The organism is Cobetia sp. MC34 (assembly GCF_018340035.1).
Lineage (GTDB): Bacteria > Pseudomonadota > Gammaproteobacteria > Pseudomonadales > Halomonadaceae > Cobetia > Cobetia amphilecti.
Genome location: NZ_JADPPY010000024.1, coordinates 40,114 through 53,462, shown reverse-complemented (window position 1 = coordinate 53,462; position 13,349 = coordinate 40,114). Strand labels below are relative to the sequence as shown.

The window sequence follows — 13,349 nt, the reverse complement described above, 5'->3', positions numbered from 1 at the left end:
CTAGACGATGCTACACCTGATGAAGTGTACTTCTCTCAACCACTGATCCAGGCGGCCTGACGCCGATGATGACCTGATCCGAGCTTAGACGACCCGTCAGGTGGTCCAAAGGATGGGGTCCACTTCAGATGATGTTCGACAACACCCGCGTGCTGCATGGCCGTACGGCGTTCGACACCAATGAGGGGCACCGCCACCTGCAGGGCTGCTACATGGATAGCGATGGCCCGCGTGAGCGCTTCGCCACGACCCTGATGCGTCAGCGTCAGCAGCAGGCACAACAAGAAAACCGTGAGGAAATGGCGTAATGGATCAGGTTTCATTCACCCAGATGAAGGACGGCACCGCAGAAGACTATGCGTTGCTCGAGCGTCTTGAAGATCAGTTCAATGAAGGGCTGGTGGAGCGTCTCAAGCTTGCCCTGCGCAAGCTCGATGATGGCCTGAGTGGCTACAAGGTCAGCCGTCTGGAGCATTCCCTGCAGTCAGCGGCACGCGCCGAGGCCGATGGCGCCGATGACGACCTGGTCGTCGCCACCCTGCTGCATGATCTCGGCGATGAGCTGGCGCCCTACAATCACTCGCAGCTGGCCGCCGCCATCATTCGCCCGTACGTGCGTGCCGAAGTGACCTGGATCATCCATCACCATGGCCTGTTCCAGAAGTTCTACTACGGTCACTTCTACGGCGAGGACCGCAACGAGCGCGAGATCTACAAGGACCACCCCTGGTATCAGAAGTGCGTGGATTTCTGCGAGCGTTATGATCAAGCGGCCTTCGATCCCGACTACCCGACCCCGCCGCTGGAGCATTTCGAACCGGCACTGCGTCGCGTCTTCGCGCGCAAGCCCTTCGATCCGGACGTGATCGGCGAAGAGCCGGCCGGCGGTTTCGACAGCCGCGTCTGAGTATGTGAAGGCGGGTGCGTGAAACGCGCCGGACCTGCTCGGCTCCCCCGCTTGACCATTGCCCCCACTGGCCCGCCCAGTGGGGGCAATCTGGTTTGTGGGCGTTGCGTTGAGTGCTTCACGTCAACAAGGGGTTGAACCTCGCCACTCAACCTTCATCATCATTGGCTAACGTCAACGTCAATGAAGGCGGTGCCGGTACGGCCGTCTTTCCCTCGCGGATCATCCCCCCTTCCCCAACCCGACAGGCAGACGCATGGAACATCTCTTCATCTACGGTCCACTGGGCCCCGGCGGCCTCAACGAACATGTCATCGCCAATATCGATGGCGAATGGAGCTCGGCCTATCTACGCGGCCGACTGGAAAACACCGATCACGGCGATGAGCACAACTTCCCGGGGCTGGTCGTCGACAACACGGGCCAGGTGATACGCGGCCACGTGTTCTCCTCGGCGCATTTGCCCGAGCATTGGGATGCTCTCGATGACTTCGAGGGCCCCATCTATCAGCGCACCGTCACTACCGTCATTCTCGATGACAATCGTGAACTCGAGGCCTATGTCTACGCCCTGCCGCAGTGAGACTCACGCGCGGTACGGATAGCGATTGCTGACTCGTGGCAAGAGATGGATGGATCGTGGCTAGTGATGGATTGATCGTGGCAAGTGATGAATGACGGCCCGCCGCCTTGCGCCCGGATGGAGTAACATTGCCCTTCGGGCGATGCATGCCCAGTCAGCGCCAGCGTCCTCATTCATGCATCACAAGGGAGATTCCTCATGCAGCTTGAAGGTTCCTGCCACTGCAAGGCCGTCACATTCCAGCTCGAATCGCCGCACCCCTATCCGTATCAGCGCTGTTATTGCTCGATCTGTCGCAAGACGGCGGGCAGCGGTGGCTACGCGATCAATCTGGCGGGCGATGCCAACACCCTGAAGGTGGAAGGCCGGGACAATCTCTCCATCTATCACGCGGTGACTGACGGGGTCGAAAGTCCGGCGGAACGGCACTTCTGCAAGCGCTGCGGCAGTGCGCTGTGGCTCTACGATGCCCGTTGGCCGGAGCTGATCCATCCTCAGGCAGGGGCGATCGACACCCCGCTGCCCGTGCCGCCGGAGCATGTCCACATCATGCTCGACAGCAAGGCCAACTGGGTGGAAGTCGCGCACGAAGCGCGTGATGCTCATCACGCCGAGTATCCTGAAGAGAGCATTGCCGCCTGGCATGCGCGGATTGCCGAGCGCGACACCGACTGATATCGGCGGCGCGTCAATCAGGACCAGCAACTCCTCGATCAGGATCCGATGCGACGCTGGTCAGGATCCGTTGCGACCTCATGGCCTGATCCGCCGGGCTGAGCGTTGATGTCATTCGCTGGGTCGCGTATAAGTGCCGCCTATACAAGGCGGCACTCCTGTTTGTATCCGGTGATCCTTGGCTGATGCCTTCTCATGTCTTATCCAGGCAATCTCCCGAGCCATCAGCCAGGCCATCATCCAGGCCAAAACAGTACGACAGGAGCGCCGCGACAGCGCATCACAGTGAGGACTCTCGTGCCGGCCCGAAAGACAAGCTCCCCAGCGCCGCTGGAAAGCGCAAGCCCTCTGGATGACCTGCCCTCCCTGCGCGGGCTGGTCGCCTTTGACGTGACGGTCCGCCTGGGGTCGATGACGGCCGCCGCCAGTGAGCTGGATACCACCCAGCCCACCATCTCCCAGCGCATCCGCGCGCTGGAGGAGCACCTGGGCCATCCGCTGTTCGATCGCCAGGGCGGCCGGCTGATCCTCAACCATTACGGCGAGAGCTTCCATGCCGAACTGGCAGGCGGACTTGGCAAGGTATGCAGCGCCGTCACGGAAGCACGTCGCAAGGTGCACAAGCCGACGCCGCGCATCACCATCGCCGCGGGCGCCGGTTTCGCGCATGTCTGGCTGCGCCCACGCCTGGAGCGGCTGGAACAGGACTTTCCCGACTGTCACTTCACGCTGCTGCCGATCGATCGCGATGAAGACCCGCAGATGCAGCAGGCCGACATTGCGATCCGCTTCGGCCCGCCGCTGACGGGCGATCATCGCGATACGCTGGTGGTCGCGGAGCGCGCCTTCCCGGTCTGCTCCCCGGACTACGCCCAGCGTCATGGGCTCGAGAAGGGGCTGGATGCCGAAGCGCTGTCGCGCATCACCCTGCTGCATCTGGACATGCGCGATACCCGCTGGCTGGACTGGGCCACCTGGTGTCGCCACGCGGGGCTGCCGGTGCCGCGCCTCGACAAGGCCTTCCCCTACAACAACTTTCCGCTGACGCTCAATGCTGCCGTCAATCATCAGGGCGTCGCGCTGGGCTGGAGCCACGTCATCCAGGACCTGCTCGACAACGGCTCGCTGATCGCCCTGACGCCGCATATCTCGCGGGACCGCCACGGCTATCGCATGAGTGTCCGCCATCCCAACAGTGCCGTGATCCAACCGATCACCCGCTGGCTGACACGCGAATTTTCCGGCCTCGAGATTCCGGGGCCTACCTCAAGGCAGCCGTGAACGGCCGCAAGCCCTCGCTCCGTCCGGCGCGCGCCGCCGAGACAGGCTTCTCCCCCGACGAACGACAGAGACTCCCATGCAGCATCTATTCATCTACGGCACCCTCGGCCCGGGCGGCCCCAACGAACACGTCATGCTCGACATTGGCGGCAGCTGGACTCCCGGCACCCTCAAGGGCCGCCTGGAGGCAGCTGGCTGGGGGGCTGAGATGGGCTTTCCGGGGCTGAGACTGGATGAGGCGGGCGACACCATCCGCGGTCACGTCTTCTCCTCCGACAACCTGGCCGATCACTGGCAGGCGCTGGATGATTTCGAAGGCAGCGAATACCTTCGCCAGCCGGCCACGATCACGCTGGAAGATGGCAGCACCCTGACGGCACAGGTCTATGCGCTGAGCCAGCCGTAAGCTGCTCCATGAACTGTTTCATGAACTGTTCCATAAGCTGATCAGTGCGCTGATGCCCGGCGTCGATGCCTGAGTGTCGAGGTCTGAGCGCTGATGCCCGGCGTCGAGGTCTGAGCGCCGATGCCTGAGCGCCGAGGTCTGAGCGTCAATGCCTCGGCGCGCTACAGCGCCACCTTCAGATACTCCAACACCCGTCTGGCGCGCGCCGAGAGCGGCCATTCCGCTCGCGTGAGCAACCATAGGGTATCGACCACCTCCGTGCTGCCCTCAGGCGGTGGCACCACCCGGATGGCCTGATGATCAGGGAAGGCCTCGCGGGCATGGCGCGGCACGACGCTGAAGCCCAACCCACGGGCGACCGGCTCCAGAATCAGGCTGATCTGGTTGGTGGAGCCACTGCGCGGCAGTGAGCTGATGCCCGGATTGCCCGGGAAGCGCCGACTCAACAGGCGCGAGGCCATGTCCTGACCATCCGGGTGGTCGATGAAGCCCAATGTCTCGAGATCCCCCCAGTCATGGATCTCGACTCCCGCCGGCACCACCAGCTCAAGGGGCTCACGCGCCCACTCCGTCACGCTCAGGCGCGGGTCATCCGGCTTGAGCGTGACGGGTCAGGCGCTGCTCGGCGGTTTCCATCTCACGCGCGAAATCCAGCAGTGCATGGCCGGCCGGCGTCAGTTCGATCTTGCGCGGATGACGGATCAACAGCGTGCCAAGTCGGGTTTCCAGCTGGCGCACATGCTGACTGACAGCGGCCTGGGTCAGATCGAGCCGCTCCGCGGTACGCGTGAAGTTGCCGACACTCACCAGGGTGCGAAAGGTGCGTAGCCATTGGGGTTGCAGCATTCAAGCTCCTGGGGGCTGGAAGAATCAGGGGGCAGAGTCAGTGGACAGAATCAGGATGGCAGCGTCAGAGGAGGAGCATCAGCAAGACTGCGACGGAGAACCCCCACCGCAATAAGAAAGTCTTATCATTATCATAACAGCTACGTAGTTTTCATTATTGCTCATGACGCCCAAGATGGCTTCCAACGTCACGCAGGCAGTGACCGAGCCATTTCCTTCACGACTCACATATCGAGGTGACTCATGAGCAACGAAAAGAACACACCGTATCCGCGTACCTTCTCCCACATCGGCCTGTCCGTCGGTGATGTGGAAGCCGCGGTCAAGTTCTACACCGAGGTGCTGGGCTGGTACGTGGTGATGGAGCCGACCACCATCACCGAAGATGACTCCGCCATCGGCGTGATGTGCAGCGATGTCTTCGGTCCGGGCTGGGGCAGCTTCCGCATCGCCCACCTGTCCACCGGCGACCGTATCGGTGTCGAGATCTTCGAATTCCCGAACCACGAGACGCCGGAAAACAACTTCGAGTACTGGAAGACCGGCATCTTCCACTTCTGCGTCCAGGACCCGGACGTCGAAGGTCTGGCCGAGCGCATCGTCGCCGCCGGCGGCAAGCAGCGCATGCCGGTACGCGAGTACTTCCCGGGTGAGAAGCCGTTCCGCATGGTCTACATGGAAGACCCGTTCGGCAACATCCTCGAGGTCTATAGCCACAGCTATGAAATGACCTACGCCGCCGGTGCCTACCAGAACTGAGCACGGCCGCAGACGTCAGATACAGCAAGGCCCCGCCATGGCGGGGCCTTGCTGTATCTGACATTCATGCTCGAGACATCCCGACAGGAACCTCGAGAGCAACACACGATGACTTTCGTTGGGCGAGCTCACTAAAAGCCCACCCGCTCACGCCTCAGTGGATGACGGGCATGCTGCGCACACGACGGTAAAGACTCTGACTGGCGAGTTCCGGACTGAGCAAGGCAATCCGTGCCTTCTGCACTGCAAGCTCACGTTGCAACAACGACCAGGTGCCGATGAACTCGGCACACTCACCACAGTGCACCAGGTAATCGTCAGAGCGCTCATGATATTGATAATCCATGCTCAGGCAGTTACATACCGGGCAGGACAGAACGGCGTTGGCTTTCTCATCCATGATTCGATTCCCTGGAGCCACACTGATTGAATTCACGGCAATGATCACACGCGTTCAGGTAACCATTACGGGTGTGAACATCCCTCATACTGTGCAAAACCCGCTGAACTCACACTATCCATGATGTGATATCTGTACAACTCTCTCTTGTGGGCGACATTTCTCGAAACGTTAACCAGTGGTAACTTGCTGGCGTGTTCAGCACGTTGATCTCATCGCGACTCGCCAGTCACCATGACCGCGACGAACATCCCGATAGCAAATCACTTCTCCATGATTACACAGCGATACGCAAGACTACATTCGCTGACCGATGGCGAGCCGGCTTCAGACTCGCGAAACCATCAAGCGCGCACACCCTGTAGGCTCTGTCGCCAAACGGGCATGAAAAACCCACCCTGGAGGGTGGGTTTTACGTGAATTCCTTCGGCTGTCACCGCCAGCAGATCATTTCATCTTGCGCGCCGAATCATTCTGCTCGATACGGGTCAGTAGCCTGTCAAAGACGCCAGTCGCCAACAGCACAAAGGTGACGGCCAAGCCAAGCCCCATCCAGATAGCGATATTGCTCATTGTCCCTTACCCCTGCTGTTTTCTTGGTTTTTTCAGCCCTTCTGCGACGCAATATGGCGTAAATTCAATATTTGTACAACATTTGATCATGAAAATATCGACCGCCGTCTGGCGCTGAGACTGCCGGTGCCATTCCAGACCTCTGACCGGCGTCATCACACTGCCAACGGCCATGATTTGAGCAATCGCTCAACAACGGGTAGTCTTGAGTCATGAAGAAAGTGACGCGGGCTTGCCAGCGCTGATTCCTTGGCGCTGATCCGCTGGCACTGACCCCCTGACGCTCCCCGTCGGCCTGCTACCTCGCTTCGCGTCCACTGCATGTCTGAAATATCACCCCAGGAGTCATCATGTCTGACACGACCTTTCCCGACGTACTGGTATTCGACGTCAACGAGACACTGCTCGACATCACCACTCTCTCGCCGTTGTTCTCACGCGTGTTCGGTGATGAAAGCGTGTTGCGCGAATGGTTCGCACAGCTGGTGCTGTACTCGCAGACCATGACGCTCTCACAACGCTACACCCCCTTCGGTGCGCTCGGCGTGGGCGCCCTCAAGATGGTCGCCGACATCCATCAGGTCAGACTCGCGGATGACGATATCGAGGAGCTCAAGTCGCGCATGGCCGAGATGCCGGCCCATCCCGATGTCGCCCCGGCGCTTGAGCGCCTCAAGCAGGCCGGTTTCCGTCTGGTGACGCTGACCAATTCCCCCGCAGGCGCCTCCCCGACGCCGCTGGAGAAGGCCGGTATCAGCGAGGCCTTCGAGCAGCACTTCAGCGTCGACAGCGTCAAGCAGTTCAAGCCGGCGCCGGCCACCTATCAGCATGTCGCCGAGCAGCTCGAGGTCGAACTGGGCGACATGTGCATGATCGCCTGCCATGTGTGGGACACCATCGGTGCCCAGGCCGCCGGCATGCAGGGCGCCCTGCTGACGCGCCCGCACAATGCCGTGCTGCCCGCCGAGAATGTGCCGGCCCCGGACTTCATCGCCGCGGAGCTGATGACCCTGGCGGACCAGCTGATCGCGGCCAGAGAGGCCTGAGCGAGCCCTGGCCTCTGAGCTCTCTTTCTAGACTCTCTTTCTAGACTCTCTTTCCAAACTCTCTTTCCAAGCTCAGTTTCTCAGCTCTGTCTCTGAGTGCTGCCTCGTAAATAAACACCGCTCGCCCATTCGGGTGAGCGGCGTTGCTGTGCCTGCCTTCCTGTTCGCCCTCTCCACCATCTCGCCGTTCGATCAGCCGCCGCACATGGCAGCCTTGCTGCCTTGGCGGGACGCCCTCACTTGAGTGAACGGAAGGCCTTGAGCATCTCGTCACGGGTCGCCTGCAGCGCGGCCTGAATCTCCGCCCTGCGCTCGCTGATGCGCCACGAGGGGCCGACCACGGACACGGAGTAATGGCCCTGGCTGGTCTCCAGGCCGATTCCGATCGCGCCAACTCCCTGCATATGCTCGTCCTCATCATGGCCGATGCCGGTGCGACGCACCTCGGCTAGTTGCGTCAGCAGTGCCGGCATCGCAAGGGTGTTGTTCGTGTAGGCCGTGAGATCCGTCCCCAGCAGGCGCTCCACCTTCTCGTCCTCGAGATGCGAGAGCAGCACCTTGCCGCTGGCTGTCGCATGCAATGACAGGAAGTTGCCGGCCATCGGCGATACCCGCAGCGGCAGCGGCGACAACACCGAGTGCAGTATCAGCAGCTCGTTGCCGCTCAGACTGCAGAGCACCACCGTTTCCTCGGTGGTGCCGCTCAACGCCTCCAGAAACGACTTGGCATGCGTGGTGATATCGAGCTGGCTATGGCGCGCCAGCCGCATCAGCGCAGAGCCGAGCCGTATCCCGCCATGGCCGTGGATTTCCAGCAGGTCTTCCTGGGCCAGCGCATCGACCAGCCGCTTGACGGTCGAGCGCGGCAGATCATTGCTGGCGGCGATCTCCCCCAGGCTCATGCCCTGCTCACTGCCTTCCAGACTCTTGAGAATCGCCGCCACCCTGGCCACGACCTGCACGCCACTACCTTCTCTTGTGGACACAGACACAACTCCTTAACAAGCTAACTACATGCCTAACGAAACCACCAAGTGGTACAGTGTACCGTATAACGATACACCCAAGGTATCTAGCGCTTCACCTCAAAACGGGAACTCTACAGTGGCCGCTCCTCAACCCTTCAATCTACGACTCGCACTCGGTCTTGTGGGCATTCTGCTCGCATCACTGATGTCCGGTGTGGGAGAGCGTGTCACGCAGACCGTCCTGACGGATGTGATCGGACACTTCGACTTCTCCCACGATGAGGGCAGCTGGCTGACCACCATCTACAGCGCGGCGGAAGTCTCGATGATGCTGCTCGCCGGCTGGCTGGCCGTCACCTTCAGCCTGCGCCGCTTCGCGATCGGTGCCTGCCTGTCACTGGCCCTGTTCTCATTGCTGGTGCCCCTGGCCGATAGCTTCCCGCTGATGGCGGGACTGCGCGTGGCCCAGGGCCTGGCCTCCGGCAGCATCCTGCCGCTGTTGATGATGTCGGCGCTGCGCTTCCTGCCGTGGCACAGCAAGCTCTATGGCCTGTCGGCCTATGCGATGACGGCCACCTTCGGCCCTTATCTGTCGGCACCGCTGGCCGCTCTCTATGGCGACCTGGGCGACTGGAATCTGGTGTTCTGGGAAACCGCGCCGGTATGCCTTCTCGCCGCCGCACTGGTCTCCTGGGGCCTGCCGCAGGACCCGCTCAAGCTGGAACGCTGCAAGCAGTTCGACTGGCTCGGTGCCTTGCTGGGCGTCACCGCCCTGTGCGCGCTGGTCGCCGGCATGACCCAGGGTGAGCGACTCGACTGGGGCAACTCGCCGTTGATCGTCGCCCTGCTGGCCACGGGCGGGCTGGTCTTCGTGACCTTCCTGATCCATGAGTGGTTCCACCCCATGCCGCTCTACAAGCTGCAGCTGCTGGCACGCCGCAACTTTGCCTTCGGCATCATCACCCTGTGTACCTTCATGTTCCTGACCCTGGCCGCCGGCACCATTCCCGCCGCCTTCCTGGGGGAAGTGCAGGGCTATCGCCCCATGCAGCTGTTCCCGGTCATGTTGACCATGGCCCTGCCGCAGCTGCTGCTGGCACCGCTGGTGGCGACACTGATCAACCGCAAGAGCGTCGATAGCCGCTACGTGATGGCCACGGGCCTGGTGTTGATCCTGATCAGCTGCCTGCTGGGCTCGCAGCTCACCAGCGACTGGAATCGCGACAACTTCTATCTCATCGAGGTGCTCAACACCCTGGGCCAGCCGATGGTGGTGGTACCGCTGCTGATGAATGCCACCGGGGCGCTCAGCCCGCTGGAAGGGCCGTTCGCCACCGCGATGGTCAACTCGCTGCGCGCCCTGTTCACGGTGGTGGCCTCCACGGTCTACGGAAGCTTCCTCGTCACGCGTGAAGCCCTGCACACCACCCGCCTGGGCGAGGCACTCGGCCTGCAGGGCAATCAGCCCGCCGGACTCATCTAGGTCGATGCGGCAAGCGATATCACCACGCGCATCTCCGAGCAGGCCTCCGTGATGAGCTATGCGGATGCCTACCTCGCCATCATCCCCTTCGTGGTGGCGCTGCTGATACTGGTCATGGTGCTGCCTATCCGCCCCAACCGGCGCCGGCACCGGCACCTCAACCAGAGCCAGCACAGCGCTCTCAGGCTCAGCCCTCTCAAGCACACCCCTCCGGGGCATAGACACAGACAAAGCCGGCGGCTGCCCGCCAGCCAGGATTCAGCCACTTCCCCCTTCTTCGACATAGACGACGAGATACGACACCGACATGAACAAGACACGTACCACCCTACTGTTGAGCGTTCTGGCGCTCCTGCTGGTCGCGACCTACGCGGGCCTCTACTGGAAGGGCCACGATGGCCGCGAAGCCACCAACAATGCCTATGTACGCGCCGATAGCGTGATGGTGACCACACGCGTCGCGGGCCAGATCGACAAGGTACTGGTGGAAGACAACGAAGTGGTCAAGGAAGGCCAGATCCTGGCCACGCTGGATGACCGCGATTACCAGGCCTCCCTGCACTCTGCCCAGGCCGATCTCGCCGCTCAGCAGGCAGCGGTCGGTGACCTGGATGCCAACATCGAGCGTCAGCACGCAGTCGTGCAGCAGTCAATCGCCGAAGTGAAATCCACCCAGGCCTCGCTGCGTTATGCGCGCAATGATGCCAAGCGTTACCGCAGCCTGCGCATGACCAACGCCGCCTCCCAGCAGGACAAGGAAAAGGCCGATGAACAGCAGGGCATCTGGGAAGCCAATCTCGTGCAGGCCCAGGCGGCTCAGCGCTCGGCGGAAAAGCAGATCGGCGTCCTTGAAGCCCAGCGCGTGGAAGCCCTGGCCGAGGTCGAACGCTCACGTGCAGCGCTCGAGCAGGCGGAACTGAACACCGGCTATACCGTCATTCGTGCGCCGAAGGACGGCATCGTCACCCAGCGCTCACTGCGTGTCGGCGCCTACGTGCAACCGGGTGATTCGCTGCTGGCCATCGTGCCGCACAAGGAAGCCTATGTCGTCGCCAATTATCTCGAGACCCAGATGGCCGAGATGGAGCCGGGCCAACCGGTCGAGATGACGCTGGATAGCCTGCCGGGCAAGACCTTCACTGGCCATGTCGACAGCATCGCACCGGCCTCCAGCAGCGCCTTCTCGGCCGTGGCCAGCGAGAACGCCACCGGCAACTTCACCAAGATCACCCAGCGCATGCCGGTCAAGATCGTGTTCGACCCGAACCAGCCCGACTTCGACAAGGTACGCATCGGCATGTCCGTGATCGCCCATGTCACGACCCAGCAGCCCTGAGCGACTTGCGACAGTCCTGAAACAGTCAAGAGAAGCGTCCCGGAGGACACGCCGCCCCGGGACGCCTCTGAAGAACGCCATCACGCCATCACTCGATCATCAACGGGATCAACACCATGAAAATTCGCGCCGCCGTCACCGCCACCCAAGGCCAGCCCTTCGACCTCAAGGACGTCGAACTGGCGTACCCCAAGGGAGACGAGATTCTGGTACGTGTCGTGGCCACCGGGGTCTGCCATACCGATGCCGCCGCACGCGACCTGGGCATCGCCCCCTATCCGATCGTGCTCGGCCATGAAGGCGCCGGCGTGGTCGAGCAGATCGGTGACAATGTCCGCGACATGGAAGTGGGCGACCATGTGGTGCTGTCCTTCGCGCACTGTGGTCATTGCAGCCACTGCCTGACCGGACACCCGACCGTCTGCGAGCGTGGCGGTGAGCTCAACTTCGGCGGTGTGATGGATGATGGCGGCAAGCGCCTGAGCTGTGACGGCCATGACGTCGCCACCTTCTTCGGCCAGTCGTCCTTCGCCACTCACGCCGTGGTCAGCGAGCGCAATGCCGTCAAGGTCGACAGCGATGTCGATCTCGCCCTGCTGGGTCCGCTGGGTTGCGGCATCCAGACTGGCGCCGGCACCATCCTCAATCGCCTCAAGCCGGGCTTCGGTGACAGTCTCGTCGTGTTCGGCTATGGTGCCGTGGGCCTGAGTGCCGTGATGGCGGCCAAAATCGCCGGCTGCAAGAACATCATCGCGGTCGACCTGCACGAGAGCCGTCTGGAGCTGGCCCATGAGCTGGGCGCGACCCACAGCGTCAACGGCAAGACCGAGGACCTGGTCGGCGAGATCAAGCGCATCACCGATGGCGGCAGCGAATTCTCCCTCGAGACCACCGGCGTGCCGATGCTGGTGCGCAGCTCCCTGCAGGTGCTGCGTCCGCTGGGCACCTCTGCCATCGTCGGCCTGACCCACGATGTGACCCTGGACGTGCACCACGACCTGATGGCGGAAGGCAAGTCGATGATCGGCGTGATCGAAGGCGACGCCGTGCCGCGCGTCTTCATCCCGCGCCTGGTCGGCTACTACAAGGAAGGCCGCTTCCCCTTCGACAAGCTGATCCAGATGTATGACTTCGATGACATCGAACAGGCCTTCGCGGATTCGAAATCAGGTCTGACCGTCAAGCCGGTGCTGCGCATCAGCTCGCTGTAATCAGCGCCTGCGCCACCTGGCCTGTACCGCAAAGCCCCCGTGCGTCACTGACGCACGGGGGCTTTCTTCGTTGGTCGGCACGACCTCAGTCAGCGCGCTCGCGCATTGCCTACGACTGACACAGCTGCCAGGCGTCGTGGTCGATATCCAGCATGGCGGCGACGGCGGCCGAGGCGATGACATGCGTCTGGCCACTGGCCTCGTCATGCACATTGAGGCCACCCTGCACCACCGTCACCTCGGCGCGCCCACGGGGAAGCTCGCGCGCCACCGCGTCCGTATCCACGGCGTCCGGCTCCTGGACCGCGATGGTGACCTCGACGCGCATCTGGTGGTGATCGATGCCGAGTGACTGGAACATCACGATGGAGGAATGATGCAGGGCATCATGCACCGCACGGCAGGCGGCCTTGGTGTAGTCCATGCCGTAGAGGTCATTGCCGGTGCCCATCTCGAGAATGATGCGTTGCTCGCTCATGCCTGACCTCCTGCCGACTGCCCGGGCGTGGAAGAAGTGGACGCCGCGCCGGCGGCCGCCATGTCGAATGACACGATGATGGCGACATTGGCGATCACGCTGACCCCGCTGCCATCCGGCTTGGCGACGTCCAGCCCGCCCTTGACCACGCGCACACTGGGCTGACCGTAGGGAAAGATGCCCAGCAGGGCGTCACTGTCGACCTTGTCGGGCTGCTGCACACCGATCTCGACCTCGATCAGCATCGCCTCCTTGGGGAAGCCGAAGGCGTCCGCCACGTTGAGCGAGTTGTGCCACAGGGCATCGCGGATGCCACGTGCCGCCGCCTCGGTGTAGTTCTGGCTGCGAATGGAGGTGCCCATGCCGAACTGGGTCACCATGCGTGTCTTGGCCACAT

The 13,349-nt window shown here is 62.2% G+C and carries 18 protein-coding genes; 11 read left to right on the top strand and 7 right to left on the bottom strand.

Going from position 1 to position 13,349, the window contains the following annotated elements; genetic code table 11:
* Positions 1 to 128 precede the first annotated feature (128 nt).
* The 6 genes from IZU87_RS12675 (at position 129) to IZU87_RS12650 (ending at position 3,852) form a co-directional block, all read left to right on the top strand.
* Positions 129 to 308, top strand: coding sequence for a TauD/TfdA family dioxygenase (locus tag IZU87_RS12675; RefSeq protein ID WP_249330593.1), 180 nt, complete (start codon positions 129 to 131; stop codon positions 306 to 308).
* Positions 308 to 907, top strand: coding sequence for an HD domain-containing protein (locus tag IZU87_RS12670; RefSeq protein ID WP_054556215.1), 600 nt, complete (start codon positions 308 to 310; stop codon positions 905 to 907). The genes IZU87_RS12675 and IZU87_RS12670 overlap by 1 nt, the downstream gene beginning before the upstream one ends.
* 256 nt (positions 908 to 1,163) lie before the next feature.
* A complete protein-coding gene (locus tag IZU87_RS12665) occupies positions 1,164 to 1,490 on the top strand; it encodes a gamma-glutamylcyclotransferase family protein (RefSeq protein WP_213114755.1) in 327 nt (108 codons plus the stop codon).
* 198 nt (positions 1,491 to 1,688) lie between these two features.
* Positions 1,689 to 2,165 carry a GFA family protein gene (locus tag IZU87_RS12660; protein WP_054556217.1) on the top strand — a complete coding sequence of 159 codons (477 nt, stop codon included), beginning with the start codon at positions 1,689 to 1,691 and terminating at the stop codon, positions 2,163 to 2,165.
* A gap of 297 nt (positions 2,166 to 2,462) precedes the next feature.
* Positions 2,463 to 3,446, top strand: a complete 984-nt coding sequence (locus tag IZU87_RS12655; protein ID WP_213114754.1) for a LysR substrate-binding domain-containing protein — start codon at positions 2,463 to 2,465, stop codon at positions 3,444 to 3,446.
* A 76-nt stretch (positions 3,447 to 3,522) separates the two neighbouring features.
* Entirely contained in the window at positions 3,523 to 3,852 is a 330-nt protein-coding gene (locus tag IZU87_RS12650) for a gamma-glutamylcyclotransferase family protein (RefSeq protein WP_153636169.1), read from the top strand.
* A gap of 161 nt (positions 3,853 to 4,013) precedes the next feature.
* Here IZU87_RS12650 and IZU87_RS17935 read toward each other — a convergent pair whose 3' ends face one another.
* The gene (locus tag IZU87_RS17935) at positions 4,014 to 4,427 is read right to left on the bottom strand and encodes a LysR substrate-binding domain-containing protein (RefSeq protein WP_213114753.1); all 414 of its coding nucleotides are present in this window, start codon (positions 4,425 to 4,427) and stop codon (positions 4,014 to 4,016) included.
* Between the two features lie 13 nt (positions 4,428 to 4,440).
* A complete protein-coding gene (locus IZU87_RS17930) occupies positions 4,441 to 4,698 on the bottom strand; it encodes a LysR family transcriptional regulator (RefSeq protein WP_213114752.1) in 258 nt (85 codons plus the stop codon).
* 243 nt (positions 4,699 to 4,941) lie between these two features.
* Here IZU87_RS17930 and IZU87_RS12635 point away from each other — a divergent pair, with 243 nt between their 5' ends.
* Positions 4,942 to 5,457, top strand: a complete 516-nt coding sequence (locus tag IZU87_RS12635) for a lactoylglutathione lyase family protein (protein ID WP_043333918.1) — start codon at positions 4,942 to 4,944, stop codon at positions 5,455 to 5,457.
* 154 nt (positions 5,458 to 5,611) lie between these two features.
* Here the strand turns inward: IZU87_RS12635 and IZU87_RS12630 are convergent, their stop codons facing one another.
* Together IZU87_RS12630 and IZU87_RS17925 are read right to left on the bottom strand one after the other, a co-directional pair.
* Complete coding sequence (locus IZU87_RS12630) at positions 5,612 to 5,857, bottom strand: hypothetical protein (protein WP_043333917.1); 246 nt, start codon at positions 5,855 to 5,857, stop codon at positions 5,612 to 5,614.
* Between the two features lie 447 nt (positions 5,858 to 6,304).
* Entirely contained in the window at positions 6,305 to 6,430 is a 126-nt protein-coding gene (locus IZU87_RS17925) for a hypothetical protein (RefSeq protein ID WP_283248907.1), read from the bottom strand.
* 350 nt (positions 6,431 to 6,780) lie between these two features.
* Between IZU87_RS17925 and IZU87_RS12625 the strand changes: the two genes are divergently transcribed.
* The gene (locus IZU87_RS12625; protein WP_213114751.1) at positions 6,781 to 7,476 is read left to right on the top strand and encodes a haloacid dehalogenase type II; all 696 of its coding nucleotides are present in this window, start codon (positions 6,781 to 6,783) and stop codon (positions 7,474 to 7,476) included.
* Between the two features lie 236 nt (positions 7,477 to 7,712).
* Here the strand turns inward: IZU87_RS12625 and IZU87_RS18055 are convergent, their stop codons facing one another.
* Entirely contained in the window at positions 7,713 to 8,462 is a 750-nt protein-coding gene (locus IZU87_RS18055) for an IclR family transcriptional regulator (RefSeq protein ID WP_213114750.1), read from the bottom strand.
* 118 nt (positions 8,463 to 8,580) lie between these two features.
* Between IZU87_RS18055 and IZU87_RS12615 the strand changes: the two genes are divergently transcribed.
* The 3 genes from IZU87_RS12615 (at position 8,581) to IZU87_RS12605 (ending at position 12,474) form a co-directional block, all read left to right on the top strand.
* Positions 8,581 to 9,927, top strand: coding sequence for an MFS transporter (locus IZU87_RS12615; RefSeq protein WP_213114749.1), 1,347 nt, complete (start codon positions 8,581 to 8,583; stop codon positions 9,925 to 9,927).
* 307 nt (positions 9,928 to 10,234) lie between these two features.
* Positions 10,235 to 11,263 (top strand): HlyD family secretion protein, encoded by a 1,029-nt coding sequence (locus IZU87_RS12610; RefSeq protein WP_192837692.1) that lies wholly within the window; start codon positions 10,235 to 10,237, stop codon positions 11,261 to 11,263.
* Between the two features lie 116 nt (positions 11,264 to 11,379).
* Positions 11,380 to 12,474: an NAD(P)-dependent alcohol dehydrogenase gene (locus IZU87_RS12605; protein ID WP_213114748.1), complete on the top strand. Its 1,095-nt coding sequence runs from the start codon at positions 11,380 to 11,382 to the stop codon at positions 12,472 to 12,474.
* Between the two features lie 109 nt (positions 12,475 to 12,583).
* Here the strand turns inward: IZU87_RS12605 and IZU87_RS12600 are convergent, their stop codons facing one another.
* Complete coding sequence (locus tag IZU87_RS12600) at positions 12,584 to 12,952, bottom strand: Lin0512 family protein (protein WP_213114747.1); 369 nt, start codon at positions 12,950 to 12,952, stop codon at positions 12,584 to 12,586.
* The gene (locus tag IZU87_RS12595; RefSeq protein ID WP_213114746.1) at positions 12,949 to 13,347 is read right to left on the bottom strand and encodes a Lin0512 family protein; all 399 of its coding nucleotides are present in this window, start codon (positions 13,345 to 13,347) and stop codon (positions 12,949 to 12,951) included. Before IZU87_RS12595 ends, IZU87_RS12600 begins: the two co-directional genes overlap by 4 nt.
* Between the last annotated feature and the right edge of the window lie 2 nt (positions 13,348 to 13,349).